The organism is Klebsiella sp. CN_Kp091, assembly GCF_040065095.1.
Taxonomy (GTDB): Bacteria; Pseudomonadota; Gammaproteobacteria; order Enterobacterales; family Enterobacteriaceae; genus Klebsiella; species Klebsiella aerogenes.
This window is the reverse complement of record NZ_JBEAIO010000017.1, coordinates 1-26,288: the sequence shown is the minus strand read 5'-3', so window position 1 is coordinate 26,288 and position 26,288 is coordinate 1. Positions and strand designations below refer to the sequence as shown.

The window sequence follows — 26,288 nt, the reverse complement described above, 5'->3', positions numbered from 1 at the left end:
TAACTTTGCATATTATCGCCCGGAGCAACATGAACACATATTCCGTTTCCCGTCTGGCGCTGGCGCTGGCCTTCGGCGTGACGCTGTCCGCCTGTAGCTCGACGCCTGCCGATCAAAAGCCCTCAACGCAGACTGCACCGGGCAATACCGCACGGCCGATTCTTAGCGCCGATGAAGCGAAAAACTTTACTCAAGCGGCCTATTTCCAGTCGCTGACGCCGAATGCCGCCGCGTGGACGCCATCCGCTATCAGCCTGCCGGCGCAGCCTGATTTCATCGTCGGCCCAGCGGGCGCCCAGGGCGTGACCCACACGACTATTCAGGCCGCGGTCGATGCGGCGATTGCCCGTCACTCTGCCCGTCGCCTGTTCATCGCCGTTATGCCGGGCGAATATGCGGGTACCGTCTACGTACCTGCCGCGCCGGGCGCGCTGACGATTTATGGTACCGGTGAAAACCCTGCCGACGTCAAAATCAGCGAAGCAATTGATTCCGAAATGGACCGTAATAGCTGGCGTCATCTGGTTAATCCGGGCGGCAAATATATGCCAGGCAAACCCGCGTGGTATATGTTCGACAGTTGCCAGAGCAAATCCGCCGCCACCGTGGGCGTGATGTGTTCCGCGGTCTTCTGGTCGCAGAACAATGGCCTGCAGCTGCAGAACCTGACTATCGCCAACAATCTCGGCGATAGCGTCGATGCCGGTACCCACCAGGCGGTGGCGTTGCGCAGCGATGGCGACCAGGTGCAGATCAACAAGGTCAACATTCTTGGCCGCCAGAACACCTTCTTTGTGACCAATAGCGGCGTGCAGAACCGTCTGCAGGACAACCGTCAAACCCGCACGCTGGTGACCAATAGCTATATTGAAGGCGATGTGGATATCGTTTCCGGTCGCGGCGCGGTGGTATTTGATAATACCGATTTCCGCGTCGTGAACTCGCGTACGCAGAAAGAAGCCTACGTTTTCGCGCCGGCAACGCTGAAAAGCGTGACCTACGGCTTCCTGGCGACCAACAGCCGCTTCACCGCGTCCGGCGATAACGTCGCGCAACTGGGCCGCGCGCTGGACGTCGACGGCAACAGCAACGGCCAGGTGGTAATCCGCGATAGCGTCATCAATGAAGGCTTTAACATTGCTCAACCGTGGGCGGCGGCGGTCGGCTCTAACCGCGCCTTCAGCGGTAACGTTGGCGCGCAGGATGACAAAGGCAACCCGCAGCGTAACCTTAACGACAACGGCTTCAACCGCATGTGGGAATATAACAACCGCGGCGTGGGCAGCTTTGTGGTTGCCGCTCCGAAACAGTAATATTATCGGCCCGCGCTCCCCCCGAGCGCGGGCTTTTCTTATCGACGCATACTCTCGCCACAACGCCAATTAATAATTTTCGCCAACGGCGAATAAATCCCCCCGCTTGCGCGTTTACTCCTTAGAACCGGCAACGCGATGCCTTATCGCGTCTCTCGCCCACCTGGAGGTCACCATGAACGCACAAATTTCTCCCATCAGGCGCTTAGTCGTTCCGGCGCTGCTATTTTTGTTATATACCCCGGCGGCGTTGGCCATGGGCGATAACAGCCCGAGCAAACAAACCCCGGATTGCCCGAGCGGACAGGCCTACGACAGCGTGAGCCAAAAATGCGTCCCGCAGAAAACCAGCAGCCTTAGCGATGAAGATAAAACCAATTATGCCTGGCATCTGGCGAAAAAAGGGGAATATCAGGCCGCGCTTAACCTGCTGGATACGCTGCACAATGCCAATACGCCTGAGGCGTGGAACTATCGCGGCTACGCCACGCGTAAGCTCGGGAGAACCGATGAAGGAATTGGCTATTATCAGCGGGCGCTGGCGCTGAAACCAGACTACGCGAAAGCCCGCGAATACCTTGGCGAAGCATGGATGGTTAAAGGACGCCCCGATCTGGCCAAACAGCAGCTGGCGGCGATTGCCGACATTTGCGGCCAAAGCTGCGAAGAGTACCGCGATCTTCAGTCGGCAATAAACGGACATCCTGAATCCTGATAGTCGTGATTCGCCAGAATCAATAAGGATAAGAACATCGCTAACCGTATCGTTGATAGCCAACTTGCCGCCCATCTTCCTCGCCTGTGGCGCTACGGCCTCGTACTCTCGCACAACCGCGACGTCGCCGAGGAGCTGGTGCAGGCCACTTGCCTTCGCGCGCTCGAAAAGAGCGCGCAGTTTACCCCCGGCACCCGCATCGACAGGTGGCTATTCTCCATTTTGCACTCCATCTGGATTTCAGAGCTGCGCGCCCGCCAGGTCCGCCTCGGCCAGGGGTTTGTCGAGTGTGAGGAGCTGGCTGCCCCTGAGCCGGGCGAGCAGGACGAGACGCAGTGGCGCTATCGGCAACTGATGCTGCGGGTTAATCAACTGCCCGAGGCGCAGCGTAATGCCGTCTTTTTGGTGTATGTCGAGGGGTTTAGTTATCAGGAAGCCGCCGAGACGCTATCGGTACCTATTGGCACCATTATGAGTCGGCTAGCCGCCGCGCGAGAAACGCTGGCCAAAACGCCGGCGGTTTCGCCCCCGGCGCAGGAGAAACGCTCATGAACCCTATTCGCTTTTCCCCACCCTGGCAGGACGAGGCCATTGTCGCCTGGCTTGATGGCGAAATGTGCGCGCAGGACGCCCGCCGTTTTAGCGAAACCTTTGCCCGCGACCCGCAGCTCGCCAGCCGCACCGCCACGTTGATGAATAATCATCAGCCTTATCAACATGCTTTCGCCGCCCTGCTTGATGAAGCGCCCGTGGCGCGGATGCAGGCGAAACTGGCGCCCTACCTCACCGGGTCGGAAAGTAAAGCGCAAAATCAGGCGCGCTTCAGCCGTCGCGCGCTGATCGGCGCCTCACTGGGCCTGTTGGTTATCGGTAGCGCAACAAGTTACTTCTGGCGGCCTGCGCCTCAGGAAGACGATGACGAGAATATTCGCCGTCTTGAAGCCCAGTACATGTCGCTATATAGCGCGGAAACCGTGGCCGATGTGGATAATTCACCCGAGATGCTCGACCGTGGCCTGCGTCGTTCGGCGCAGGATACAGGACTGTTTCTAGAACGACGCCAGCTCGCCTTGCCTGAGGCGGAGCTGAAAATGGTCCGTATGCTGCGTTACGAAAGTACCTCGATCACCCAAATCCTCTGGCTGCATACCGGTTACGGCCCGGTCGCGCTTTGTATTTCACCCGCCGCCCGGCAAACCGCCTCGCCGCCACAAAATGAGCAGCGACAGGGCATGAACCTGCGCTGGTGGCGCCACGGCGGCTACCAGTTTGCGCTGATCGGCCGTATGCCGGCGCCCGCGCTCAACGATGCGGCGCACACCCTGCGGCAGGCGATAGTTTAAGCCTTCGCCTGCGGCACCCAGACCAGTTTGTTAACCGCAAAACCGAGCTCAGCGGCCAGGGCAAGGTATTGTTGTCGGATGTGGGTCGGAATATCCGGGGTGCGCGAAAGTAGCCATAAATAGTCGCGATTTGGCCCGCTCACCAGCGCGTATTGATAATCGTCGTCGAGCGCGATCACGTTATATCCGCCATAGAAGGGACCGAAGAACGAGACTTTCAGCGCTGCCGTGGTGGAAGCGCCGGTGAAATAGGCTTTGCCTTCGCTTTCGCGCCAGCGGTTGTTGCGCGGGTCAAATCCACGATTAAGTACGCGAATGCCGCCGTCATCACGCATGCTGTAAGTTGCCGTCACCTGCTGCAGACCTCGTTCAAAACGGTTTTCCAGGCGCGCGACTTCATACCAGCGCCCCAGATAACGGCTGGCATCAAAGTGGTTTATCGGTTTGACACCTCGAGGCGGCGTGGGGGTCTTACAGGCGACTAGCGCCAGCGATACCGCTACCCCGGTCAGAATTGGCCATAGTTTCATCGCATTCCCTTTTTCTTCACCTTCTTGGCCGACAAGTATAACCCCGAGCAGTGAGCGCCGGTCATTTTTCAGAGATATTCACCGCTCTAATTGTACAATGACGCAAGAAAACAAATTCAATAATATCAATAAAATACACTTAACTCAGCAAATAAAAATTTAATGTGTACAAATTTTTTCGCAGAAATTTGTACAAGTTTGTTCTGAGCGTCTATAGTTGACGGGTAGCTCGATTTTGCGCGGGCGTTCGGGTCAGCACTCTGCGCCGATACCGCGGTTATTTTGAGGTGGTTCCTGCTTTACCGTTGCCTGTCCGCAATGTTTTGGCGTAAACGATGAGCAAATCGTTTACGCCAGCGGCTTTTATTTTTCGCGTGGGAGATTCAGGGTTATGCACATCAAAAATACAATTCCCGTGCAGTTTATTGCTAACTGCGCATTGCTGAAAAACATTGAAAATAGCTTATTGCAAGAAAATAAAACAGTTGATGACCTTCAATTAATTACCGAGATTAACCAGCGACTGCAAACAGAAAGTAATGAAATACTTTCTGATCTCTATTTGCAGGCGTTGGATATTCTACGCCGCGGTATTCACCATTAATTCGTCCACCCGCTTCGTGGAGACCAAAATGTTCAGTAAACACACGCACATTTGTTCCGAACGCTACGACCTGTGGATTGACAACCACTATCTTCTGAGCGGCATTAGCCTCATTCTGCGTACGCTGCCAGAAAGGTGTTTCAGTAAAAAGTATGTCTTTTTTACCAGCGACAGTTATTTTTCGGTATTACAACATAAATATAATCGCCGGGAGACGGTTTTTGTTTTATTAACCGAAGGCAACGATCTTAATTTTCTCAGCGAATTGCCAATGTTACGCATTCCCGCCAGATCGACGCCAGCAGAATTAAAAACATTTCTCAATCAACCCACCCGGTATTATAAAACGCATACCTCCCCTGGTGAACGGGTGCAGTTTACCGAGCGAGAAAAGAAAGTCATTCAGCTCATCAGTAATGGCGAAGCCATTGCCAGTATTGGCCGCTCGCTCAACTTGCATATTAAGACAATTTATCAAATCCGTTTGAATCTGATAAAAAAACTGGGCTGCAGCGGCAGGACAGATTTCTTTAATATCAGCCGTAGCGAAACATTTAAGTCCTGGAGTCAAATCCATCTGTAAGCACGCGCGACGTAAGCAAACAGAAACCTGCCTCACTTACAAGGCAGGTTTTTTTTATTCGTTACCGTGGAAGTGAATACTGAAGCCCTGCTCCTGCCAGTGGCCCAGCAGCTCCAGCTGCAGCGGCGAGGCGGCGCGCCCGGTCCAGACGAAAATATGTTGCCCAGGAAACAGTTCCGGGCGGGGAGATTCTAACGGTTCCGCCAGCACGTTGACGTGCCAACCACGCTGCGAAAGGCGCCAGGCTTCCAGCCATAGGCCGGTGCGGTCTTCATTCCCCCACCCCACCAGCAGCGTTTCCTTGCCATTTTTCTTCCGCGACTCGGCTAAAAACAGCGCCACGCAATCAATCAAAATGCCATCCAGCATGCTGCTAATAACCAGCGAGGTGTTTTGATCGAGCTTCAGCCGCTGGCGCACCGGCGCAAACAGGCTATCAAGCAGGGTGTCGACAGGATACTGATGGCTTAATGCGGTGATTTTGGCGCGGATTTTTGCCGGCTGCATATAGCGCAGGATACTCATCATCTCTTCTTGCAGTTGGGCAGATTCATCGCGTGCGGCAGGTAGCTGGCCTTCCAGCAGCGCTTTCACCTTGCCCACTGAAACGCCACGTTCTATCCAGCGCTTAATCTCTTCGATTCGCTGAATATCTTCTTCATCAAACTGACGGTGCCCGCCTTCGCTACGCTGCGGTTTCAGCAAACCGTAACGCCGCTGCCAGGCTCGAAGGGTGACCGGATTGATTCCGCAACGCTCGGCTACTTCACCGATACTGTAAAAAGCCATAAGCCGCCTTATCTCAACCTGATACTTTAGCGCCTAAACTAACGAATTTAGGCATACTGTACAACTCTCTTTTCTTGTACAGATAAAGATATCAGGTTGCAGCTCACAGCGTGCGGGAAAAAGGATGAAAGTGCGTTTACGCTATCTCAGGATGGATCATATTTTCCCCGGCCAGAGGATTGCCGGCAGACCAGCCAGTCGCGGGCTGGCAAACAGATTTCCCTGGAAATGAGAAATACCCGCCGCCTCAAGCCACATCCACTCCTCCGCCTGCTCAACGCCAACCACCGATACGGCAATTTCCAGTGAATGGCAGCATTTGATGATCGCCTGCACGATAGCCTGGCGCGGCCCGTCACGATGGATGTTGCGGATCAGCTGCTGGTCGATTTTAATTCGATCCGGTTGATATTGCGCCAACAGCGATAGCCCGGCAAAACCGGCGCCAAAGTGATCGATAGCGACGCGAATTCCCGCCCCCTTAAGTTTGCGTACGGCATCGGTAAACTCATCCATCCGCGAAATCACTTCACGCTCGGTGAATTCAACAATTATCTGTTCCGGAATCAGGTCATTGCGCTGAATTTCCGTTAACAGGAATGGCACCGCATCCGCCACTTTCACCAGCGTCATCGGCAGCAGATTGATGGTCAGGGTACGTTCACGCAGGCCTAATTTGCCAGCAATGGCCAGCGCAACCCGTTTACTTTGCAAATCCGCGACATAAATCTCATCGCCTGACAAACCGGCAAAATAGGCCGCAGGCGGTTCTCCGTCAACGGTACGCAGCAGCGCTTCCCAGGAGACTATTTCACAGGCAAAAGGGTCAACCACCGGCTGAAAAGCAAAACAGCATGTTTCAGCACGGTCGATACAGGGCACGGCCGGGTAAAACGAGCTCTCATCGGCAATAAAATCCCAGCTATCAGCTGACGGAATTTCATAGTAGTTCTCTTTTTCCGTCGCTTCGACAAAGGTACGGAAAAAATGCAGCGCCCGGTCGTCGTAAGTCAGCTGATATTTTGTCGTCCCCTTATCCAGCACGGCCTGTAGTACCGCATCGCGATCGTGTTCCCTTAAATCAAACAGCTCCATGCCGACCTTACCAAAACGGCGAGACGGCGCGTAATCGCACAGAAGCTCCACCAGATTGTAATGACGCGGGTCCGCGCAAATATGCCGATAAATTTGCTGTACGTTTTCTTCCGGCCCCTCAATGAGTTGGAAAAAATGCGTGCCGTTAAAAAGTAAAATACCGGTGACATCCGCCTGACCATTTCTCTCGTTAGCCGCAGCAACCATCGACTCGAGCGATTTGAATGAGACATCGTCGCAGATATGGCTGCGATAAATGATGGTGGTGAGCATAGCGGTTCCAGATGAGAGGTATAAGCATTCACAGTAGCAGTTACTGCTCGATACGTCTTGCGAAACAAGTATTTATATTAACAAAAATTGAACACACGACGCCGCCTGGCCGCATAATCTTGTACAGATTGTCACGCTTAGAACCCTCATGGCAATTTTACACAAAATAAAAAAACAATAAATTTATCAATAAATTTCAATAGACTATACTCTAAACGCGATTTATTGCGCAACACGCTATGTACAAGTTACAAATTATTGTATAAGTTTACTCACAGTTAACAGATGAGTGAAATGAAAGGAGCGCATATGCAGCAGAATGGTTACATTCCAGATACAGCGAACGCGATAGCCCAGTATTTCAACAAAGCATCTTTACCTTCTCAGCAGGAGACGCTGGGCGAAATCGTGATGGACATTCTCACCGAAGGGCGGCATTTGAACCGCAAAGCGCTTTGCACCAAGTTACTGAGCCGTCTTGACGTCGCACGAGCCCCCGAAGAAGAAGATCATTATCAAACGTTGATTGGCCTGCTGTTTGAGCGTCAGGAGTAAACGCTGACTGTCGGCCTGCACCTGACCTGGCTTACAGGAACACGAGGCATGCAGAGGGACGATGATGAAAAGCACTCAATCAGATCGGGTTAGCGATGAGATTATCGGCGAGGCGGTTTTATCTCTTCTTAAAACAAACCGGCCAATTAATATTCCGACGCTGCTAGTCAAACTTCGGTTAATGCAGGCAGCGGAAACGAACCACCAGCGAAGGAATGCAATTATTGCCGTTATTGATGAAATTAGCGTCAGACTCACGACGCGCGGCAATCACGCGCCAGTCATTAAAAAGATTAACGGCCAGTGGGAAAACAGAGCCGTTGTTGTGGATAGTAACGTCGAACCGACGGGCAATAAAATACACTGATCCCCGATCAAGTTTAATAAACAAGTGAGAATATGATGAGACAGACTATGCATCAGCAATCAGATATTTACGCAGGACTGCAGGATACAGCGCTCTCAGAATATTTCCGCAGCGCCGGAGATAAATTAGTCGATGAATCTGCGGTCATGTCGCTGGCAATAGACAGTATCCTCAGCTCAGATGGGCATCTGAGCAATAAGGCGCTTATTTTATGGTTGATCAATGCCCTGGAAACCGCCGATAACGTGGTTACCGCGGATGTGATTCGTAAGACGCTGGAAATTGTCGTCGGCTATACGATGGATGATATTTAGGCCTGTCAGGCCGAATAAAAAAACCTCGCCGGCGCGAGGTTTTTTTCTATCAATAGCAAATTAATGCGCGTTAACCACTACCCACATCGGGCCCTGACCAACGGCATAACGTCCTTTCTCTTTTAATAGCCCCTGCTCGCCGGCAATTTCATATACCGCGATATGATGCGATTTCTGCCCGGCGGCAATCAGATACTTACCGCTGTGATCGACATTAAAGCCGCGCGGCTGCGCTTCGGTCGGCTGGTAGCCTTCAATAGACAGTACGCTACCGTCTTCAGAAACGCTGAAGATGGTGATAATGCTGGCGGTACGATCGCAGGCATACAGATGGCGGCCATCCGGCGTAATATGAATATCCGCAGCCCAGCGCACGCCGGTGAAATCTGGCGGCATCATATCCAGCGTCTGCACGCACTCAATTTTCCCGTGCGGATCTTTAAGCTCCCACACGTCAACGGAGCTATTCAGTTCGTTCACGCAGTAGCCGTACTGCTGGTTCGGATGGAACACCATGTGCCGCGGACCAGCGCCTTCCACGGTAGTAACTTCCGCCGGCTCCTGCGCGGCCAGATAGCCGTCATCGCTCAGATTAAACAGGCAAATACGATCCTGCTTCAGCGCCGGGACCCATAGCGTGCGGTTGTCCGGCGAAATATTGGCCGAGTGACAGCCTTCCAGCCCCTCGACGACGGTGACCGTTTCGCCCGGTAGGCCGTCAATCAATGGCGTCACGCTCACGCAGCCCTGATTGTAGGAAGCGCTGAAAACAAAACGGCCCTGATGGTCGGTGGAGATATGCGTCGGGCTTCCCGGCAGCGCGGCTTCACCGGCGAAAGTCAGCGCGCCATTATCTGGCGCAATGCGGTAAGCCAGGACGCGAAACTCCGGACGAACGCCGACATAGAGATACTCTTTGTTCGGGCTTACCACCATCGGCTGCACCTGGCCCGGGGCATCAACAACCTGAACCAATGTCAGATTTCCCTCAGCATTGAGGCTCCAGACGTGAATCTGATGGCTCTCCGGGCTGGCGGTATATACGGTTTGTTTCATGACTACTCCTTTCCTCACTGCTCGTGAAACTGCTCGTGGACATCGTTATACATTTCATCCGGCGCGCGGCGCAACGATGAATGGTATAGACGTTTTTAACGGTAGATGCTGAAAAATTTGCCCCTGAGACGAAGCCGTGTACCATCATGGCAGACCCTTTTTCACCATTTACCGGAACCAACACATGACCTCACGCGTGATCGCCCTCGATTTAGACGGCACCCTACTGACCTCAAAAAAAACGATTCTTCCGGCGTCGCTCGATGCGCTGGCTCGCGCCCGGGAGGCTGGATATCAGGTGATCGTCGTAACCGGCCGACATCACGTCGCTATCCATCCTTTTTATCAGGCACTGGCTCTCGATACACCTGCAATTTGTTGTAATGGTACCTATTTGTATGATTATCATGCAAAAAAGGTTCTCGAGGCCGATCCGATGCCGGTAGATAAAGCCCTCAGCCTCACCAACATGCTCGCCGAACACGATATTCACGGTCTGATGTACGTTGATGACGCAATGCTTTATGAGCGTCCGACCGGTCACGTGATCCGCACCACTAACTGGGCGCAGTCGCTGCCGGTTGAACAGCGCCCGGTTTTCACCCAGGTGGATTCTCTGGCCCAGGCGGCGCGTGAAGTGCAGGCGGTGTGGAAATTCGCCCTCACCGATGAAAATATCCCGAAACTACAGGACTTCGCGCAGACCGTCGGCCAGAATCTGGGCCTGGAATGCGAATGGTCGTGGCACGATCAGGTGGATATCGCCCGCGCCGGCAATAGCAAAGGCAAACGCCTGGCGCAGTGGGTCGCCGCGCAAGGATTATCCATGCAGGATGTTATCGCCTTTGGCGATAACTACAACGATCTCAGCATGCTGGAAGCCGTCGGGACCGGCGTGGCGATGGGTAACGCGGTTGAGGAAGTAAAAGCGCGGGCAAAAGTGGTGATTGGTGAAAACGAAACCACCAGCATCGCCGACTTTATCAATCGTAACTTGCTGTAATCAGGCCGCGATCGATACGCTTTTAATTTGCGCATACAGCCATTGACCTGCGGTGATGCCCAGGTCATCCCGCGCCCATGGGCTAATTCGCGCCCATAGCGTTCTGCCGCTGACCGTAAGCTGTACCTCAATCCGGCCGTTGGTTTCCACGCAATCAACAACCTGCGCGCGCAGGATATTACGGATACTGGTCTGTCGCGGGTGCTCCAGCACCAGCGACACATCCGACGCCTGAATACGAACACGCGCCGCTTCGCCCGGCTCTCGCGCCAGCTGATTAACCCATAGTTGCTGATCGCCCAGCGCCAGCGCGGTCATTGCATACTGCGGATGCTGCGCGATCACCGAGACGTTAAGAATCGTGCTCTGCTGCTCCTGCGGCAGCCACGGATGCATCACGCTGCTGCTCCACACCGTTTCGAGATCGCCAAACGCCTTCACTTTTCCCGCTTCCAGCACCAGCACGTTATCGGCCAGGTGCTGAATTTCATCCAGCGAGTGGCTGACATACAGCATCGGGATATGGATCTCGCGTGCCAGCCGCTGTAAATAGGGGAGTAATTCGCGCTTTCGCGGAATATCCAGCGAGGCCAGCGGCTCATCCAGCAGCAGCAATTCCGGCGCGGTCAACAGGGCGCGGCCAATCGCCACCCGCTGTTTTTCGCCGCCGGACAAACTACCGGGCAGCCGTTCGAGCAGATGCTCAATGCCCAATAACGCCACCAGCTTATCAAATTGCGCGGCCATGCTTTTAGCCATCCCATATTTCAGGTTGCCGCGTACTTTATAGTGCGGAAACAGCCGCGCGTCCTGAAACACATAACCGATACGCCGCTTCTCCGGCGCCAGGCAGATGCGCTGTCGCGCGTCATTGAGCACCCGGCCATTGAGCACAATGCGCCCCTGCTGCGGCTGCGTCAGCCCGCTGATAGCATTAATCAGTGAGGTTTTGCCCGCGCCTGAGACGCCGAAAATAGCGGTGATGCCGCTGGCGGGAAGGGTTTCATGCACTTCGAGGCAGTGATTGCCCAACGTCTGGCTAAAATCGAGCTCCAGCATAGTTATTTTCCCATCCGCTTACGGCTAAGACGCGCCAGCCATTCGGACACCAGCAGCGATACCAGCGCCAGAACAATAGAGATGATGCATAACCGCGCGGCGGCGCCTTCGCTGCCGGGCGTTTGAATCAGGGTATACATCGCGGAAGGAATGGTGCGCGTTTCGCCAGGAATGTTTGAGACAAAGGTGATCGTCGCGCCAAACTCCCCCAGCGAACGGGCGAAGGCCAACACCGTGCCGACAATAATGCCCGGCAGGGTCAACGGCAGCGTGATGGTGAAAAATACCCGCCAGCGATTAGCCCCGAGGGTGCGCGCCGCCTGTTCAAGTTTCACGTCCACCCCTTCAAGGGCGAGGCGTATCGCCCGCACCATCAGCGGAAATGACATCACCGCCGCCGCCAGCACCGCCCCCCGCCAGCTGAAGGCGAAAGTCAGACCAAACCAATCATATAACCAACTACCGATAAAGCCGCGTCGCCCCATGGAAATCAGCAACAGATAGCCGACCACCACCGGCGGCAGCACCAGCGGTAAATGTATAATGCTATCGAGTAACGCTTTGCCGGGAAAATGGCGGCGCACCAGCAGCCAGGCGAAAAAGATCCCAAAAGGTAAGCTGCAAACCACCGCCAGGGATGAAACTTTCAGGCTCAGCAGTACCGCCTGCCATTCGGGATCGCTTAAAATCATTGCTGTGTGGTGAATCCGTAACGTTTAAAGATAGCCGAGGCTTCCGGGCCTTTGAGGTAGTCGTAAAACGCGGTTACGGTAGCATTTTTATGCCCATCAACGATAGCCAGCGGATACTCGACTTTTTTGTGCGAGTCCTCCGGGAAGGTGCCCACCACTTTGACCCCCTTGCTGGCGACGGCATCAGAGCCGTAGACGATGCCCAACGGCGCTTCGTTGCGCTCCACCAGCGCTAGCGCGCCACGCACGTCTTCTGCCGGCGCGAGCTTCGGCGACAGCGTCTCCCAGGCCCCGAGTTTCTGCAGCGCTTCTTTCGCGTAGATCCCTGCCGGCACGTGGTCCGGATCGCCGACCGCCAGACGTCCGCCTTGCAGCAGGCTGGTCCAGTCGGTTTTATCATTAATGGCAATATCGCCGCGATCGCTGGCTTTCGGCGCGACCACCACCAGACTATTGCCCAGCAGCGTAGTGCGGGAAGCCGTATCGATTGATTTTTTGTCTACGGCATAGTCCATCCATTTCTGGTCCGCTGAAATAAACAGATCGGCGGGCGCGCCGGCTTCAATCTGCCGCGCCAGCGTGGAGGAAGAAGCAAAGGAAGAGACCACGTCGACACGATGCTCTTTTTTATACGCTTGCGCGATATCCTGCATAGCGTTGGTTAACGACGCCGCGGCAAAAACGGTAATTTTGCCGTCCTGCGCCAGCGCATGACCAGAAACGCAGAGCGTTAATGCCGCTCCGGTGAGAAAACGCGACCATTGACCTGCCATTGGAAACTCCTGTTTATTCGTTATGTAGTAGATAATATAACGACTATGGTGAAAATTTCACAGCGTCAATTAGGGGGAATCAGGATCGGTACAAAAGAAAACGCCCGGCGGACCGGGCGTTGAGGAATCAGTGATTTTGCTGGCTGCTGTCTTTATGACCGACGCCGGAGAAAAGGTTAAACACTTCACCGAGGCCGTAAATCAGACCGAGGATGACCGCCATCACCACAGGTACCATGACGACAGCAAATACCAGACTTTTCAACAGCTCTAACATGGTTGGCTCCAGATAGTACGAATACTTCATTGTAACCATTTCAGCCGGAAAAACACGCCCCATTTGTGCGGTGCCTCGCCGCCGCCGCGGCAGATGCCTATTGCAAGATGGACGCTATCGTTCACAATACGCTTTTTACGTCAGGAATTGATTATGCAGGCCGAAATCCTTCTTACGCTTAAACTTCAGCAGCGCCTGTTCGCCGATCCCCGCCGGATCGCCCTACTCAAGCAGATTGATCGGACTGGCTCAATTAGCCAGGGGGCGAAGAACGCCGGTATCAGCTATAAAAGCGCATGGGATGCGATCAACGAAATGAACCAGCTCAGCGAACAGTCGCTGGTCGACCGCGCCACCGGCGGCAAAGGCGGCGGCGGCGCGGTGCTGACCCGCTATGGCCAGCGGTTGATTCAGTTATACGATCTGTTGGCGCAGATTCAACAAAAAGCCTTCGATGTGTTAAGCGACGATGACGCCCTGCCCCTCGACAGTTTGCTGGCGGCGATTTCCCGCTTCTCGTTACAAACCAGCGCCCGCAACCAGTGGTTCGGCACCATCACCGGTCGCGACCACCAGCAGGTACAGCAACATGTCGACGTGCTGCTGGCGGACGGTCAGACCCGTTTTAAAGTCGCCATTACCGCTCAAAGCGCCGACCGCCTCGGGCTTGATGAAGGCCAGGAAGTGCTGGTGTTGCTGAAAGCGCCGTGGGTCGGCATCACGCTTGACCACGCCGTAGCGCAGCAGGCGGACAACCAGCTTACCGGGCGCATCAGCCACATTGAACGCGGGCCGGATCGGTGCGAAGTTATCATGGCGTTGCCGGATGGGCAAAACCTGTGCGCCACGCTGCCAACGGCGCAAACCGACGGTTTGCAGGAAGGCGCGCAGGCGATCGCTTACTTCAATGCCGATCGTATCATTCTGGCGACCTTATGCTAATGGCATTGACTTTATTGCCGTGAAGTCGTATCCCTGAAGCACAACGCTGCAAAAAGTGGGATACACAATGTCATCATTGCAAATTTCGCAAGGTACGTTTCGCCTTAGCGATACCAAAACATTACATATCGATCGCCTCACGCTGCGCGCTGGCGAAAGCTGGGCTTTCGTCGGCAGTAACGGTAGCGGTAAATCGGCGCTGGCCAGAGCGCTGGCCGGTGAACTGACTCTGTTAAACGGGCAGCGCGAAAGCGCATTTCAGCGTACTACTCGCCTCTCCTTCGAACAGCTGCAGAAACTGGTCAGCGACGAGTGGCAACGCAACAACACCGATATGCTGAGCCCCGGCGAAGAAGATACCGGTCGTACCACCGCAGAAATCATCGAAGATGAAAGACGCGACCCGGAACGCTGTGCCCGGCTGGCGGAGCAGTTTGGTATTAGCCACCTGCTGACGCGGCGCTTTAAATATCTGTCGACGGGCGAAACCCGCAAAACGCTGCTCTGCCAGGCGCTGATGAGCGACCCCGACCTGCTGATCCTCGACGAGCCGTTTGATGGCCTGGATGTCGCTTCGCGCCAACAGTTGGCCGACCTGCTGGCCAGCCTGCATCAGGATGGCATCACCCTGGTACTGGTTCTCAACCGCTTTGATGAGATCCCGGAATTTATTGAATATGCCGGCGTGCTGGCGGATTGCACGCTGAGCGAAACCGGCGAGAAACAGGCGTTATTACAGCAGGCGCTGGTTGCCCAACTGGCGCATAGCGAAAAACTGGCCGGTATGACGCTACCTGAACCGGATGCCCCCGCCGCACGGCATGACTTAGCAGAGAACGCTCCACTTATCGTTCTTAACGACGGCACGGTGTCGTATAACGATAAAGCGATCATCAACCAGCTAAGCTGGACGGTGAACCTCGGCGAACACTGGCAAATTGTCGGCCCTAACGGCGCGGGAAAATCCACATTGCTAAGCCTGATCACCGGTGACCATCCGCAGGGTTACAGCAACGACCTGACGCTCTTTGGCCGCCGTCGCGGCAGCGGCGAGACCATCTGGGACATCAAAAAACATATTGGCTATGTCAGCAGCAGCCTGCATCTGGAATACCGCGTCAGCACAAACGTGCGTAACGTGATCCTTTCCGGCTACTTTGATTCGATAGGCATTTATCAGGCGGTCTCTGATAAGCAGCACAAGCTGGTCCAGCGCTGGCTGGATATTCTCGGCATTGATAAACGCACCGCCGACGCCCCGTTTCATAGTTTGTCGTGGGGACAGCAGCGGCTGGCGCTGATCGTTCGCGCGCTGGTTAAACATCCGACTCTACTGATACTCGACGAACCGTTACAGGGGTTGGATCCGCTGAATCGTCAACTGGTACGTCGTTTTGTTGATGTTTTGATTAGCGAAGGGGCCACGCAGCTGCTGTTTGTATCGCATCACGCCGAAGATGCCCCTGACTGCATCACTCACCGTCTGGAGTTCATTCGCAGTGGAGACGGTTACACTTACCGTCTCGGCGCGCTGGCGGAATAGCGCTATACAGGGGTCTGCGGATCCCTGTATTTTTTCAGAGAAATAACCAAAAACCACAACAACACACTGTTTTATAAATAATTACATAAAATCAGTCTTAATACACCATCAAGTGTAAACGATTCCACTATTTTAGCCTGTGTCACACTTTTGCCTTCTTTGGTATGCTATCTTCTTCTCACACGATAAGCCTATTGGAGCGAATCATGAAAGTACTGGTCACAGGTGGTAGCGGTTACATTGGAAGTCATACTTGCGTACAGCTGCTGCTGCAGGGACATGATGTGATTATTCTCGACAATCTCTGCAACAGTAAACGCAGCGTATTGCCGGTCATTGAACGTCTCGGCGGCAAGAAAGCCACCTTTGTCGAAGGCGATATTCGTAATGAAGCGCTGATGACGGAAATTCTGCACGATCACGCTATTGAAGCGGTGATCCATTTTGCCGGCCTGAAAGCCGTCGGCGAGTCCGTCGCCAAACCGCTGGAATATTACGACAATAACGTCACCGGTACACTTAAATTAGTTTCCGCTATGCGCGCAGCCGGCGTTAAAAACTTTATTTTCAGCTCCTCCGCGACCGTCTACGGCGACCAGCCAAAGATCCCTTATGTTGAAAGCTTCCCGACCGGTACCCCGCAAAGCCCCTACGGTAAAAGCAAACTGATGGTTGAGCAGATCCTCGCCGACCTGCAGAAAGCCCAGCCGGACTGGAGCATCGCGCTGCTGCGCTACTTCAATCCGGTCGGCGCGCATCCATCAGGCGATATGGGCGAAGATCCGCAGGGCATCCCGAACAACCTGATGCCGTATATCGCCCAGGTTGCCGTCGGCCGCCGCGAATCACTGGCAATATTCGGTAACGACTACCCGACCGAAGACGGCACCGGCGTGCGCGACTACATCCACGTGATGGACCTCGCCGACGGCCACGTCGCGGCCATGGAAAAACTGGCGAATAAAGCCGGCGTTCATATCTACAACCTTGGCGCAGGCGTCGGCAGCAGCGTGCTGGACGTGGTCAACGCCTTCAGCAAAGCCTGCGGTAAACCGATTAATTATCACTTCGCGCCGCGCCGCGATGGCGATCTCCCGGCCTATTGGGCTGACGCCGCCAAAGCCGACCGCGAGCTGAACTGGCGCGTGACGCGCAACCTTGACGAAATGGCGCAGGACACCTGGCACTGGCAGTCCCGTCATCCGCAGGGTTATCCGGACTAATAGCCTAAAGGTAAGGCTCTAAGGAAATACCATGACGCAATTTAACCCCGTCGACCATCCGCACCGTCGTTATAACCCGTTAACCGGGCAGTGGATTCTGGTTTCACCGCATCGCGCCAAGCGCCCCTGGCAAGGGGCGCAGGAAACGCCGGCAAAACAAACGTTGCCCGCGCACGATGCGGATTGTTTCTTGTGCCCGGGTAATACCCGCGTCACCGGCGACACTAACCCGAATTACACCGGCACTTACGTGTTTACCAACGACTTCGCGGCATTGATGACCGATACTCCGGACGCCCCGGAGAGCGACGATCCGCTGATGCGCTGTCAAAGCGCGCGCGGCACCAGTCGGGTTATCTGCTTTTCGCCAGACCACAGCAAAACGCTGCCGGAACTGAGCATTGAAGCACTGGAAGGCGTGGTTAAAACGTGGCAAGAGCAGACCGCGGACCTTGGGAAAAGTTATCCCTGGGTCCAGGTCTTCGAAAATAAAGGCGCGGCGATGGGCTGCTCCAATCCGCACCCTCACGGCCAGGTATGGGCCAACAGTTTCCTGCCCAATGAGGCGGAACGTGAAGACCGTCTGCAAAAAAAATATTTCGCTGAGCAGGGTTCGCCGATGCTGGTGGATTATGTGCAACGCGAACTTGCCGACGGCAGCCGTACCGTTGTAGAAACCGAACACTGGCTGGCCGTGGTCCCCTATTGGGCGGCCTGGCCATTTGAGACGCTGCTGCTGCCAAAAGCGCATATCCAGCGCCTGACCGATTTAACCGCAGCCCAGCGCCACGACCTGGCGCTGGCGCTGAAAAAGCTGACCAGCCGTTACGACAACCTGTTCCAGACCTCCTTCCCCTACTCCATGGGCTGGCACGGCGCGCCGTTTAATAACGAAGATAATCAACACTGGCAGCTGCACGCTCACTTTTACCCGCCGCTGTTGCGCTCCGCCACGGTGCGCAAATTTATGGTCGGTTACGAAATGCTAGCCGAAACCCAGCGCGATCTCACGGCGGAACAAGCCGCCGAAAAGTTACGTGCCGTTAGCGATATCCATTTTCGTGAATCAGGAGTTGAACAATGAGTCTGAAAGAGAACACACAGGCGCTGTTTGCTGAACAGTTTGGCTACCCTGCTAGTCACGTCATTCAGGCGCCGGGCCGCGTCAACCTGATTGGCGAACATACCGATTACAACGATGGTTTCGTGCTGCCGTGCGCCATTGACTATCAAACCGTAGTCAGCTGCGCGCCGCGTTCTGACCGTATCGTGCGGGTCATTGCCGCCGATTACGATAACCAGCGCGACGAGTTTTCCCTCGATGCGCCCATCGTTAGCCACGACACCCAGCAGTGGTCAAACTACGTCCGCGGCGTGGTCAAACATCTGCAGAAGCGCAATAACCACTTCGGCGGCGCCGATCTGGTCATCAGCGGCAACGTACCGCAGGGCGCGGGGTTAAGCTCCTCGGCGTCGCTGGAAGTCGCCGTCGGCACCGTGTTCCAGCAGCTGTATCATCTGCCGCTCGACGGCGCGCAAATCGCCCTTAACGGCCAGGAAGCGGAAAACCAGTTTGTCGGCTGTAATTGCGGCATTATGGACCAGCTTATTTCGGCGCTGGGTAAAAAAGATCATGCGCTGCTGATTGACTGCCGCACCCTTGGCACCAAACCGGTGTCGATGCCGAAAGGCGTCGCGGTGGTGATTATCAACAGCAACTTTAAACGCACGCTGGTCGGCAGCGAATACAACACCCGCCGCGAACAGTGTGAAACCGGCGCGCGTTTCTTCCAGCAGCCTGCTCTGCGTGACGTTGAACTTGCGCAGTTTAATGCCGTGGCCCACGAGCTGGACCCGATTGTGGCGAAACGCGTGCGCCATGTATTAACCGAAAACGCCCGTACCGTCGAAGCGGCGAGCGCGCTGGCAAACGGCGACCTGCAGCGCATGGGCCAACTGATGGCGGAGTCTCACGCTTCCATGCGCGATGATTTTGAGATCACCGTACCGCAAATTGATACGCTGGTTGAGATTGTCAAAGCGGTTATCGGCGACCAGGGCGGCGTGCGCATGACCGGCGGCGGCTTTGGCGGCTGTATCGTTGCCCTGATGCCGGAAGCACTGGTTGAAAAAGTACAGCAGGCGGTTGCCGCTCAGTATGAAGCGAAAACCGGCATTAAAGAGACTTTTTACGTCTGCAAACCATCCCAGGGAGCCGGCCAATGCTAACGCCAACCCGCGAACTCGCGCCCGACGGACAGCCGTGGAACGTGCTAACGCTGCGTAATAACGCCGGGATGACGGTGACGGTGATGGACTGGGGCGCAACGCTAATCTCCGCGCAAGTGCCCCTTGCCGATGGTAGCCTGCGCGAAGCGTTACTGGGCTGCGCCACGCCGCAGCAATATCGCCAGCAGGCGGCATTTCTGGGCGCGTCCGTCGGCCGCTACGCTAACCGTATCGCCAACAGCCGCTTCACGCTCGATGGCGAGATCGTGAATTTAACCCCGTCGAACGAGGCCGGCCACCAGCTCCACGGTGGGCCGGACGGCTTCGACAAGCGTCGCTGGCAAATTGTCAGCCACGACGACACCCAGGTGCTGTTTGCGCTCGACTCCGCCGATGGCGATCAGGGTTTCCCGGGCCATCTGCAGGCAACCGCGCGCTATCGCCTGACTGACGATAATCGTATCGCCATTGAGTACCGCGCCACCGTTGATAAGCCCTGCCCGGTCAATATGACTAACCATGTCTATTTTAACCTCGACGGCGCGCAGGGCGACGTGCGCCACCACCGCCTGCAGATCTTCGCCGACCAGTATCTGCCGGTGGAGAGCGACGGTATTCCGTATGGCGATTTGCGCGACGTGGAGTACACCAGCTTTGATTTCCGCGCGCCGAAGGTGCTTGCCGACGAGTTCCTTGCCGATGCTGACCAGCAAAAAGTGAAAGGTTACGATCATGCCTTTCTGCTGCAGGCCAAAGGCGACGCCCGCCAGCCGGCGGCGCATGTCTGGTCGCAGGATGAAAAGCTACAGCTGACGGTATACACCTCCGCCCCGGCGCTGCAGTTTTATTCCGGCAACTATCTCGGCGGCACGCCATCGCGCGGCAGTCAACCTTACGGCGACTGGCAAGGGCTGGCGCTGGAGAGCGAGTTCCTGCCGGACTCCCCCAATCATCCGCACTGGCCGCAGCCAGATTGCGTATTACGGCCCGGCGCTGAGTACGTTAGCCTGACGGAATATCAGTTTATCGCCGGATAACGTCATAACCCTCCCTGCGGAGGGTTTTTTTTCGCCTTTTTGCTGTAATTTGCACCGCTAAAAGACAAAAAACTAACCGGTGTTTTACAAGCATCTTACACTGCGTCACTATTTTCGCTATGGTTAGGGATAAGCATTGCCGTGAGGCAAATCACGGCAATATAATGAGAATAGTTATCAATCAATAAACACATACACCACAGTAGTCGGGTTGCGTGTAGGAGGAGTAAGAGAATGGCTGTAACTAAGCTGGTACTAGTTCGTCACGGCGAGAGCCAATGGAACAACGAAAACCGTTTCACCGGTTGGTACGACGTTGACCTGTCTGAAAAAGGCGTTAGCGAAGCGAAAGCGGCGGGTAAACTGCTGAAGGAAGAAGGCTTCAGCTTTGATTTTGCTTATACCTCCGTGCTGAAACGTGCCATCCACACCCTGTGGAACGTGCTGGACGAACTGGATCAGGCCTGGCTGCCGGTTGAGAAATCCTGGAAACTGAACGAACGTCACTACGGCGCGCTTCAGGGCCTGAACAAAGCGGAGACCGCTGAGAAGTATGGCGACGAGCAGGTTAAACAGTGGCGTCGCGGCTTTGCCGTCACCCCGCCGGAACTGACCAAAGACGATGAACGTTACCCGGGCCACGATCCGCGTTACGCGAAGCTGACCGATGCGGAACTGCCGACCACCGAGAGCCTGGCGCTGACCATTGACCGCGTCGTACCGTACTGGAACGAAACCATTCTGCCACGCCTGAAAAGCGGCGAGCGCGTTATTATCGCCGCTCACGGTAACTCCCTGCGTGCGCTGGTGAAATACCTCGACAACATGGGCGAAGACGAAATCCTCGAACTGAATATCCCGACCGGCGTACCGCTGGTGTATGAGTTCGATGAAAACTTCAAGCCGATCAAACACTACTACCTGGGCAATGCTGACGAAATCGCTGCGAAGGCCGCGGCTGTCGCTAACCAGGGTAAAGCGAAGTAATACGCAACTGAATTATTTCGCCAACAAAAAAGCGTGGAATTTTCCACGCTTTTTTATTTTTAGCTATTGCTGACATAACGCGAAGGCAGCCAGCGATGGCAAAGCGCTTGTTAGCCGCGGCGCGCTTTAACCGCATCCGCCAGCTGGCGCAGGATAGTCTCGGTATCTTCCCAGCCGATACAGGCGTCGGTCACGCTCTTGCCGTAGGTCAGCGGTTCGCCGCTTTCCAGGCTCTGATTGCCTTCCACCAGGTGGCTTTCAATCATCACCCCCATAATCGCGTTTTCACCACCGGCAATCTGCTGGCACACGTCGGCGCCGACTTCCATCTGCTTTTTAAACTGCTTGCTGGAGTTAGCGTGGCTGAAGTCGATCATGATTTGCGCCGGCAGACCGGCTTTTGCCAGACCCACTTTCACTTCGGCAACGTGCTGAGCGCTGTAGTTCGGCTCTTTACCACCGCGCAGAATGATATGACAATCGCTGTTGCCGCTGGTGTTCACAATAGCGGAATGGCCCCACTTCGTTACCGATAAGAAACAGTGCGGCGCGCCAGCTGCATTGATCGCATCGATAGCGACCTTGATGGTGCCATCGGTGCCATTTTTGAAGCCAACCGGGCACGAGAGGCCGGAAGAGAGTTCACGGTGCACCTGGGATTCAGTGGTACGCGCGCCGATTGCGCCCCAGCTCATCAGGTCCGCCACATATTGCGGGGTGATCATGTCAAGGAACTCGCCCGCCGCTGGCAGACCGCTGTCGTTGATTTCCAGCAGCAGCTTACGCGCGATACGCAGCCCGTCGTTAATGCGGAAGCTGTTATCCATATGCGGATCGTTAATTAGCCCCTTCCAACCGACGGTGGTGCGCGGTTTTTCAAAATAGACGCGCATAACGATTTCCAGCTCGCCTTTAAGCGCTTCACGCAACGTCAGCAGGCGGCTGGCATACTCTTTCGCCGCGGCAGGGTCGTGAATAGAGCACGGACCAATGACCACCAGCAGACGATCGTCGTTGCCTTTGAGGATGTTGTGAATCGCTTTGCGAGCATGTGCAACGGTATTAGCAGCATTTTCGGTAGCGGGGAATTTTTCCAGGAGCGCAACGGGAGGTAATAATTCGTTGATCTCTTTAATGCGTAAATCGTCGTTCTGATAATTCATCTTCTTTCCAGGCGTTGCCATACTTATACAATGAAATGCAATCCTTCCAATCTATCTCTTCGGTCAAAAAGTGTAAACGTGATTTTACACTGACGATGGAATAATCCTGGAATTAGGGAAAAATACGCCATAAAGTAGCGAAATCCTGCCAGCCAACTACAATTTTTAACTGCAACATCCAATTAAATGTTTATTTTCAGTATTATATTTTAAATCCTCACGCTAAGGCGGAGTGTTAAACCATAGCACCGCAGATCCCTGGCACATCTCTGTTGGCCGCGTTTAGCCAGCAAATCGACTAAGCAGGAGTATCCGATGAATATGAATAAACTCACAGCCCTACTTCTCACCGCCACCTTAAGCTTAGCCAGCGGCGCCGCGCTGGCCGCCGATAGCGGCGCGCAATCGAACAACGGTCAGGCCAATTCCGCCGCTGATGCCGGACAGGTTGCGCCCGATGCCCGTGAAAACGTGGCGCCAAATAATGTCGATAACGACAAAATTAACTCCGGCGGCACCATGCTTCACCCTGATGGTTCGACGATGAATCATGACGGGATGTCGAGCGACGAGGTCCATAAAAACAGCATGTGCAAAGATGGACGCTGTCCGGATACGGATAAAAAAATGGAAAGCGGCAATGGCATGAACAACGATGCCAGCAAAACGGATGGCACCTCGCAGTAATTGAAACGGATGAGATAAGGGATCGGGGTGGCAGTGCTCACCTTGATCCCTTTGTTCGCTGAATTTCGGTAAGATGTCATAGTGTAATAATGATAACTATTAAGGGATGACATCATGGCGCATGCACATTCACCGACCCCTGCTGGCGAAAACAGTAACGCCAACCGGCTGCTTTGGGCTTTTATCGTAACCGCCGGCTTTATGATTATTGAGGCCATCGGCGGCGTCATTTCCGGTTCCCTGGCCCTGCTCGCCGATGCCGGACATATGCTCACCGACTCCGCCGCCCTCCTGTTCGCTCTGCTGGCGGTGCGCTTCGCCAGCCGGCCGCCAAATAGCCGCCACACCTTTGGCTGGCTGCGTTTAACCACTCTCGCCGCCTTCGTCAACGCCATCGCCCTGGTAGTCATTACCATTTTCATCTTCTGGGAAGCGGTACAGCGTTTTAACCATCCGCAGCCTGTCGCGGGAAAAACCATGATGGTTATCGCCGTCGCCGGACTACTGGCCAATATCCTCGCCTTCTGGATCCTGCACCGCGGCAGCGCCGAAAGTAATCTTAACGTCCGCGCGGCGGCACTGCATGTGCTGGGAGATCTATTGGGTTCCGTCGGCGCCATCGTGGCCGCTATCGTCATTCTGATGACCGGCTGGACGCCGATTGACCCGATCCTCTCGGTGCTGGTGTCGTGTTTAGTACTGCGCAGCGCCTGGCGACTGCTGCAGGAGAGTATGAATGAGTTGTTGGAGGGCGCGCCGCGCTCGCTGGATGTCGAAGCACTAGGCCGCGATCTACGCCGCTCAATTCCTGAAGTCCGCGACGTTCACCACGTTCACGTCTGGCTGGTGGGGGAAAAACCGGTGATGACGCTGCATGTACAGGTCGTGCCGCCACACGATCACGATGCGCTACTTGATAGCATCCAGCATTTTATTGAGCATAAATATGAAATTGAGCATGTGACGGTACAGATGGAGTATCGCCCCTGCAGCGGCCCGGAATGCCACCTGAATCTGGCGCATTCCGGACATGAACATCATCATCACCATTAACGTGAAAGCGCGTGAGAACCCCGCTCACGCGCGCTGTTAATCCACATCCGGCTACCGTTCAGGGCAATGAACGTGAGCAGCAAATACTCCAGCGACATCGCGTATACGCCCTGTAGAGCGAAAATCACCACGCTGATGACGTTGATGATCACCCACAGCAGCCAGTTCTCAACGTATTTACGCGTCATCAATACCATCGCGGCAATCGACAGCACCATCATGCAGGAATCCCAGAATGGGAAAGCATCGGGTTCCAGCGTCGGCATCGCCACCTGCAGCCCGAGCATTTGCATCAGGTTGACGGCGATGCGGGTCAGGAAGGCAAATACCGGGTTAATAAACACCGTCATCAGGCCGATAGCCACCACGCAGCCCGCCAGCCAGGCCAGCGCTTTTGGCAGCGGTAGCCAGCGAATTTTCAGTTCCGCTTCGTTATCGCTGGTCTGCCTTGACCACGCGTACCAGCCGTAAACGTTCGCCGCGAAGAAAAACAGCTGCAGCAGCAGGCTGGCGTACAGTTGGATCTGGAAGAAGATGATCGCAAAAAGCGTTACGTTCACCAGGCCGAAGGCATAGTTGCTAATCTTTTCCAGGCTCGCCAGCCAGATGCACAACAGGCCGGCGATGGTGCCCACCGCCTCAATCCACGACAGATCGTAGCCGCCGGCGCCGATCGGTATATGTACTAAGATATTCTGCGTACTGAAAAAATCCATTTTATCCCCTAAGCGTAACGCGACGCGGTAATGAGTTATCCCCGTAGTGTAGCCGCAAAATCCAGCATACGGTTAAGCGGAATTAATGCCCCGGCACGCAGTTTGGCGTCAACGTGAATTTCGTGTTCAACGCCGCCCTGCTCTAACCCTTCCGCTATCGCTTTCAGGCCGTTCATCGCCATCCATGGACAATGGGCGCAGCTGCGACAGGTTGCGCCCTCACCTGCCGTAGGCGCTTCCAGCAGCTCTTTTTCCGGTACCGCCTGCTGCATTTTATAGAAGATCCCGCGATCGGTTGCCACGATAAGCTGGCGCTGCGGCAGGCTTTTCGCCGCGGCAATTAATTGGCTGGTTGATCCTACCGCATCCGCCATGTCGACAATCGCCTGCGGTGATTCCGGATGCACCAGGATCGCCGCGTCGGGGTAGAGCCCCTTCATGCGCGCCAGCGCCTGGGTTTTGAATTCATCATGGACGATGCAGGCGCCCTGCCAGCACAGCACGTCGGCCCCGGTCTGGCGCTGTACATAGCGGCCAAGGTGGCGGTCCGGCGCCCAAAGTATCTTTTGTCCGAGGCTATCGAGATGCTCAATCAACTCCACCGCGATGCTGGAAGTCACTACCCAGTCGGCGCGCGCTTTTACCGCCGCTGACGTATTGGCATAGACCACCACGGTGCGATCCGGGTGAGCATCGCAAAACGCGTTAAAGTCATCAATGGGACAGCCGAGATCCAGCGAACATTCCGCATTCAGCGTCGGCATCAGAATGGTCTTTTCCGGACTGAGGATTTTGGCCGTTTCGCCCATAAAACGCACTCCGGCAACCAGCAGCGTGGAGGCCGGGTGACGCGCGCCAAAACGCGCCATTTCCAGCGAGTCGGCAATACAACCGCCGGTCTCTTCGGCCAGTTGCTGAATTTCAGGATCGGTGTAGTAATGCGCCACCATCACGGCGTCGCGCTCACGCAGCAGGCGTTTAATTTTCTCGCGATAAAACGCTTTTTCGTCACGGTTCAACGGTTGTGGTTTTGGCGGGAAAGGATAAATCGCCGTTTCAGGATCAAACATTACGCTCATCATGCAATCTCGTTTTACTGGCTTAACTTTGAAACCGTAAATATCGCTATGTATCGCCTTAATACGGTTCTTGTGTTTTATATGCTAAACAAGATAGCCGATTGCAAGCGAAATGTCGTGATGAATTTTGTATTCCCCGGGGACGATGCTGCGCATCTTCCCGGGCTACCGGTTCGTGCGCTATGGAGTCAAGGTAAGCGTAGTGCGAACATGGAGTTGATTGTGGAGAATGACGCATAGCAAAAAGGCGCCTTTAGGGCGCCTTTTTACATTGGTGGGTCGTGCAGG

Annotated in this window: 30 protein-coding genes; 19 read left to right on the top strand and 11 right to left on the bottom strand. The window is 54.9% G+C overall.

Annotated elements, in window-relative coordinates:
* Positions 1-29 precede the first annotated feature (29 nt).
* The 4 genes from ABLV17_RS13055 (at position 30) to ABLV17_RS13040 (ending at position 3,371) form a co-directional block, all read left to right on the top strand.
* On the top strand, positions 30-1,313 hold the full coding sequence (locus ABLV17_RS13055) for a putative acyl-CoA thioester hydrolase (RefSeq protein ID WP_015704788.1): 1,284 nt from the start codon (positions 30-32) through the stop codon (positions 1,311-1,313).
* 175 nt (positions 1,314-1,488) lie between these two features.
* Positions 1,489-2,028, top strand: coding sequence for a tetratricopeptide repeat protein (locus tag ABLV17_RS13050; protein WP_113373887.1), 540 nt, complete (start codon positions 1,489-1,491; stop codon positions 2,026-2,028).
* 18 nt (positions 2,029-2,046) lie between these two features.
* The gene (locus ABLV17_RS13045) at positions 2,047-2,580 is read left to right on the top strand and encodes a sigma-70 family RNA polymerase sigma factor (protein ID WP_259678467.1); all 534 of its coding nucleotides are present in this window, start codon (positions 2,047-2,049) and stop codon (positions 2,578-2,580) included.
* Positions 2,577-3,371, top strand: coding sequence for a hypothetical protein (locus ABLV17_RS13040; RefSeq protein WP_087860052.1), 795 nt, complete (start codon positions 2,577-2,579; stop codon positions 3,369-3,371). The genes ABLV17_RS13045 and ABLV17_RS13040 overlap by 4 nt, the downstream gene beginning before the upstream one ends.
* Here ABLV17_RS13040 and blc read toward each other — a convergent pair.
* Positions 3,368-3,901, bottom strand: coding sequence for an outer membrane lipoprotein Blc (gene blc, locus ABLV17_RS13035; RefSeq protein ID WP_087860053.1), 534 nt, complete (start codon positions 3,899-3,901; stop codon positions 3,368-3,370). The genes ABLV17_RS13040 and blc overlap by 4 nt on opposite strands.
* Before the next feature lie 391 nt (positions 3,902-4,292).
* Here blc and ABLV17_RS13030 point away from each other — a divergent pair, with 391 nt between their 5' ends.
* Both ABLV17_RS13030 and ABLV17_RS13025 read left to right on the top strand, forming a co-directional pair.
* Positions 4,293-4,505: a hypothetical protein gene (locus tag ABLV17_RS13030; protein ID WP_113373886.1), complete on the top strand. Its 213-nt coding sequence runs from the start codon at positions 4,293-4,295 to the stop codon at positions 4,503-4,505.
* Positions 4,506-4,533: 28 nt separating this feature from the next.
* Positions 4,534-5,088 (top strand): helix-turn-helix transcriptional regulator, encoded by a 555-nt coding sequence (locus ABLV17_RS13025; RefSeq protein ID WP_113373885.1) that lies wholly within the window; start codon positions 4,534-4,536, stop codon positions 5,086-5,088.
* Between the two features lie 54 nt (positions 5,089-5,142).
* On the opposite strand, the gene ABLV17_RS13020 is transcribed toward ABLV17_RS13025, so the two are convergent.
* Both ABLV17_RS13020 and ABLV17_RS13015 read right to left on the bottom strand, forming a co-directional pair.
* Positions 5,143-5,877, bottom strand: coding sequence for a MerR family transcriptional regulator (locus tag ABLV17_RS13020; protein ID WP_087860056.1), 735 nt, complete (start codon positions 5,875-5,877; stop codon positions 5,143-5,145).
* Between the two features lie 156 nt (positions 5,878-6,033).
* A complete protein-coding gene (locus ABLV17_RS13015) occupies positions 6,034-7,245 on the bottom strand; it encodes a diguanylate phosphodiesterase (protein ID WP_113373884.1) in 1,212 nt (403 codons plus the stop codon).
* 309 nt (positions 7,246-7,554) lie between these two features.
* Between ABLV17_RS13015 and ycgZ the strand changes: the two genes are divergently transcribed.
* The 3 genes from ycgZ to ABLV17_RS13000 all read left to right on the top strand — a co-directional run bounded on the left by ycgZ (position 7,555) and on the right by ABLV17_RS13000 (position 8,481).
* Positions 7,555-7,800 (top strand): regulatory protein YcgZ, encoded by a 246-nt coding sequence (gene ycgZ / locus ABLV17_RS13010; protein WP_087860058.1) that lies wholly within the window; start codon positions 7,555-7,557, stop codon positions 7,798-7,800.
* Between the two features lie 64 nt (positions 7,801-7,864).
* Positions 7,865-8,167, top strand: coding sequence for a hypothetical protein (locus ABLV17_RS13005; RefSeq protein WP_183269109.1), 303 nt, complete (start codon positions 7,865-7,867; stop codon positions 8,165-8,167).
* A 47-nt stretch (positions 8,168-8,214) separates the two neighbouring features.
* Positions 8,215-8,481, top strand: coding sequence for a biofilm development regulator YmgB/AriR family protein (locus tag ABLV17_RS13000; protein WP_048230714.1), 267 nt, complete (start codon positions 8,215-8,217; stop codon positions 8,479-8,481).
* A gap of 60 nt (positions 8,482-8,541) precedes the next feature.
* Here ABLV17_RS13000 and pgl read toward each other — a convergent pair whose 3' ends face one another.
* Positions 8,542-9,537: a 6-phosphogluconolactonase gene (pgl, locus tag ABLV17_RS12995; protein WP_087860060.1), complete on the bottom strand. Its 996-nt coding sequence runs from the start codon at positions 9,535-9,537 to the stop codon at positions 8,542-8,544.
* A gap of 184 nt (positions 9,538-9,721) precedes the next feature.
* Between pgl and ABLV17_RS12990 the strand changes: the two genes are divergently transcribed.
* Positions 9,722-10,540 (top strand): pyridoxal phosphatase, encoded by an 819-nt coding sequence (locus ABLV17_RS12990; RefSeq protein ID WP_308958660.1) that lies wholly within the window; start codon positions 9,722-9,724, stop codon positions 10,538-10,540.
* On the opposite strand, the gene modC is transcribed toward ABLV17_RS12990, so the two are convergent.
* The 4 genes from modC to ABLV17_RS12970 form a co-directional block, all read right to left on the bottom strand.
* Complete coding sequence (modC, locus tag ABLV17_RS12985; protein ID WP_308958659.1) at positions 10,541-11,599, bottom strand: molybdenum ABC transporter ATP-binding protein ModC; 1,059 nt, start codon at positions 11,597-11,599, stop codon at positions 10,541-10,543.
* 2 nt (positions 11,600-11,601) lie between these two features.
* Positions 11,602-12,291, bottom strand: a complete 690-nt coding sequence (gene modB / locus ABLV17_RS12980) for a molybdate ABC transporter permease subunit (RefSeq protein WP_015367643.1) — start codon at positions 12,289-12,291, stop codon at positions 11,602-11,604.
* On the bottom strand, positions 12,288-13,064 hold the full coding sequence (modA, locus tag ABLV17_RS12975) for a molybdate ABC transporter substrate-binding protein (RefSeq protein WP_087860063.1): 777 nt from the start codon (positions 13,062-13,064) through the stop codon (positions 12,288-12,290). The genes modB and modA overlap by 4 nt, the downstream gene beginning before the upstream one ends.
* Before the next feature lie 127 nt (positions 13,065-13,191).
* On the bottom strand, positions 13,192-13,341 hold the full coding sequence (locus ABLV17_RS12970) for an AcrZ family multidrug efflux pump-associated protein (RefSeq protein ID WP_087860064.1): 150 nt from the start codon (positions 13,339-13,341) through the stop codon (positions 13,192-13,194).
* 153 nt (positions 13,342-13,494) lie between these two features.
* Here ABLV17_RS12970 and modE point away from each other — a divergent pair, with 153 nt between their 5' ends.
* The 7 genes from modE to gpmA all read left to right on the top strand — a co-directional run bounded on the left by modE (position 13,495) and on the right by gpmA (position 21,302).
* Positions 13,495-14,283, top strand: coding sequence for a molybdenum-dependent transcriptional regulator (gene modE, locus ABLV17_RS12965; RefSeq protein ID WP_087860065.1), 789 nt, complete (start codon positions 13,495-13,497; stop codon positions 14,281-14,283).
* A 67-nt stretch (positions 14,284-14,350) separates the two neighbouring features.
* Positions 14,351-15,826: a molybdate ABC transporter ATP-binding protein ModF gene (modF, locus tag ABLV17_RS12960; protein ID WP_308958658.1), complete on the top strand. Its 1,476-nt coding sequence runs from the start codon at positions 14,351-14,353 to the stop codon at positions 15,824-15,826.
* Between the two features lie 206 nt (positions 15,827-16,032).
* On the top strand, positions 16,033-17,049 hold the full coding sequence (gene galE / locus ABLV17_RS12955) for a UDP-glucose 4-epimerase GalE (RefSeq protein WP_045364697.1): 1,017 nt from the start codon (positions 16,033-16,035) through the stop codon (positions 17,047-17,049).
* A 31-nt stretch (positions 17,050-17,080) separates the two neighbouring features.
* A complete protein-coding gene (galT, locus tag ABLV17_RS12950) occupies positions 17,081-18,133 on the top strand; it encodes a galactose-1-phosphate uridylyltransferase (protein WP_047049199.1) in 1,053 nt (350 codons plus the stop codon).
* Positions 18,130-19,278: a galactokinase gene (gene galK, locus ABLV17_RS12945; RefSeq protein ID WP_213317971.1), complete on the top strand. Its 1,149-nt coding sequence runs from the start codon at positions 18,130-18,132 to the stop codon at positions 19,276-19,278. Before galT ends, galK begins: the two co-directional genes overlap by 4 nt.
* Positions 19,272-20,315, top strand: coding sequence for a galactose-1-epimerase (gene galM / locus ABLV17_RS12940; RefSeq protein ID WP_308958657.1), 1,044 nt, complete (start codon positions 19,272-19,274; stop codon positions 20,313-20,315). The genes galK and galM overlap by 7 nt, the downstream gene beginning before the upstream one ends.
* Before the next feature lie 234 nt (positions 20,316-20,549).
* Positions 20,550-21,302, top strand: a complete 753-nt coding sequence (gpmA, locus tag ABLV17_RS12935; protein ID WP_015367652.1) for a 2,3-diphosphoglycerate-dependent phosphoglycerate mutase — start codon at positions 20,550-20,552, stop codon at positions 21,300-21,302.
* A gap of 110 nt (positions 21,303-21,412) precedes the next feature.
* Here gpmA and aroG read toward each other — a convergent pair whose 3' ends face one another.
* Positions 21,413-22,465 (bottom strand): 3-deoxy-7-phosphoheptulonate synthase AroG, encoded by a 1,053-nt coding sequence (aroG, locus tag ABLV17_RS12930; RefSeq protein WP_015367653.1) that lies wholly within the window; start codon positions 22,463-22,465, stop codon positions 21,413-21,415.
* Positions 22,466-22,780: 315 nt separating this feature from the next.
* Here aroG and ABLV17_RS12925 point away from each other — a divergent pair, with 315 nt between their 5' ends.
* Both ABLV17_RS12925 and zitB read left to right on the top strand, forming a co-directional pair.
* Positions 22,781-23,152 carry a YbgS-like family protein gene (locus ABLV17_RS12925; protein WP_015367654.1) on the top strand — a complete coding sequence of 124 codons (372 nt, stop codon included), beginning with the start codon at positions 22,781-22,783 and terminating at the stop codon, positions 23,150-23,152.
* A 114-nt stretch (positions 23,153-23,266) separates the two neighbouring features.
* Positions 23,267-24,205 carry a CDF family zinc transporter ZitB gene (gene zitB, locus ABLV17_RS12920; RefSeq protein ID WP_015367655.1) on the top strand — a complete coding sequence of 313 codons (939 nt, stop codon included), beginning with the start codon at positions 23,267-23,269 and terminating at the stop codon, positions 24,203-24,205.
* On the opposite strand, the gene pnuC is transcribed toward zitB, so the two are convergent.
* A complete protein-coding gene (gene pnuC / locus ABLV17_RS12915; RefSeq protein ID WP_015367656.1) occupies positions 24,202-24,921 on the bottom strand; it encodes a nicotinamide riboside transporter PnuC in 720 nt (239 codons plus the stop codon). The two genes, zitB and pnuC, sit on opposite strands and share 4 nt — an antisense overlap.
* Before the next feature lie 35 nt (positions 24,922-24,956).
* Positions 24,957-26,000 (bottom strand): quinolinate synthase NadA, encoded by a 1,044-nt coding sequence (nadA, locus tag ABLV17_RS12910; RefSeq protein WP_348854310.1) that lies wholly within the window; start codon positions 25,998-26,000, stop codon positions 24,957-24,959.
* Positions 26,001-26,288: the final 288 nt, after the last annotated feature.

Coding starts and splice junctions, on each gene's coding strand:
- ABLV17_RS13055 (WP_015704788.1), top strand. CDS start 30: ATGAACACATATTCCGTTTCCCGTCTGGCGCTGGCGCTGGCCTTCGGC.
- ABLV17_RS13050 (WP_113373887.1), top strand. CDS start 1,489: ATGAACGCACAAATTTCTCCCATCAGGCGCTTAGTCGTTCCGGCGCTG.
- ABLV17_RS13040 (WP_087860052.1), top strand. CDS start 2,577: ATGAACCCTATTCGCTTTTCCCCACCCTGGCAGGACGAGGCCATTGTC.
- blc (WP_087860053.1), bottom strand. CDS start 3,901: ATGAAACTATGGCCAATTCTGACCGGGGTAGCGGTATCGCTGGCGCTA.
- ABLV17_RS13030 (WP_113373886.1), top strand. CDS start 4,293: ATGCACATCAAAAATACAATTCCCGTGCAGTTTATTGCTAACTGCGCA.
- ABLV17_RS13025 (WP_113373885.1), top strand. CDS start 4,534: ATGTTCAGTAAACACACGCACATTTGTTCCGAACGCTACGACCTGTGG.
- ABLV17_RS13020 (WP_087860056.1), bottom strand. CDS start 5,877: ATGGCTTTTTACAGTATCGGTGAAGTAGCCGAGCGTTGCGGAATCAAT.
- ABLV17_RS13015 (WP_113373884.1), bottom strand. CDS start 7,245: ATGCTCACCACCATCATTTATCGCAGCCATATCTGCGACGATGTCTCA.
- ycgZ (WP_087860058.1), top strand. CDS start 7,555: ATGCAGCAGAATGGTTACATTCCAGATACAGCGAACGCGATAGCCCAG.
- ABLV17_RS13005 (WP_183269109.1), top strand. CDS start 7,865: ATGAAAAGCACTCAATCAGATCGGGTTAGCGATGAGATTATCGGCGAG.
- ABLV17_RS13000 (WP_048230714.1), top strand. CDS start 8,215: ATGCATCAGCAATCAGATATTTACGCAGGACTGCAGGATACAGCGCTC.
- pgl (WP_087860060.1), bottom strand. CDS start 9,537: ATGAAACAAACCGTATATACCGCCAGCCCGGAGAGCCATCAGATTCAC.
- ABLV17_RS12990 (WP_308958660.1), top strand. CDS start 9,722: ATGACCTCACGCGTGATCGCCCTCGATTTAGACGGCACCCTACTGACC.
- modC (WP_308958659.1), bottom strand. CDS start 11,599: ATGCTGGAGCTCGATTTTAGCCAGACGTTGGGCAATCACTGCCTCGAA.
- modB (WP_015367643.1), bottom strand. CDS start 12,291: ATGATTTTAAGCGATCCCGAATGGCAGGCGGTACTGCTGAGCCTGAAA.
- modA (WP_087860063.1), bottom strand. CDS start 13,064: ATGGCAGGTCAATGGTCGCGTTTTCTCACCGGAGCGGCATTAACGCTC.
- ABLV17_RS12970 (WP_087860064.1), bottom strand. CDS start 13,341: ATGTTAGAGCTGTTGAAAAGTCTGGTATTTGCTGTCGTCATGGTACCT.
- modE (WP_087860065.1), top strand. CDS start 13,495: ATGCAGGCCGAAATCCTTCTTACGCTTAAACTTCAGCAGCGCCTGTTC.
- modF (WP_308958658.1), top strand. CDS start 14,351: ATGTCATCATTGCAAATTTCGCAAGGTACGTTTCGCCTTAGCGATACC.
- galE (WP_045364697.1), top strand. CDS start 16,033: ATGAAAGTACTGGTCACAGGTGGTAGCGGTTACATTGGAAGTCATACT.
- galT (WP_047049199.1), top strand. CDS start 17,081: ATGACGCAATTTAACCCCGTCGACCATCCGCACCGTCGTTATAACCCG.
- galK (WP_213317971.1), top strand. CDS start 18,130: ATGAGTCTGAAAGAGAACACACAGGCGCTGTTTGCTGAACAGTTTGGC.
- galM (WP_308958657.1), top strand. CDS start 19,272: ATGCTAACGCCAACCCGCGAACTCGCGCCCGACGGACAGCCGTGGAAC.
- gpmA (WP_015367652.1), top strand. CDS start 20,550: ATGGCTGTAACTAAGCTGGTACTAGTTCGTCACGGCGAGAGCCAATGG.
- aroG (WP_015367653.1), bottom strand. CDS start 22,465: ATGAATTATCAGAACGACGATTTACGCATTAAAGAGATCAACGAATTA.
- ABLV17_RS12925 (WP_015367654.1), top strand. CDS start 22,781: ATGAATATGAATAAACTCACAGCCCTACTTCTCACCGCCACCTTAAGC.
- zitB (WP_015367655.1), top strand. CDS start 23,267: ATGGCGCATGCACATTCACCGACCCCTGCTGGCGAAAACAGTAACGCC.
- pnuC (WP_015367656.1), bottom strand. CDS start 24,921: ATGGATTTTTTCAGTACGCAGAATATCTTAGTACATATACCGATCGGC.
- nadA (WP_348854310.1), bottom strand. CDS start 26,000: ATGAGCGTAATGTTTGATCCTGAAACGGCGATTTATCCTTTCCCGCCA.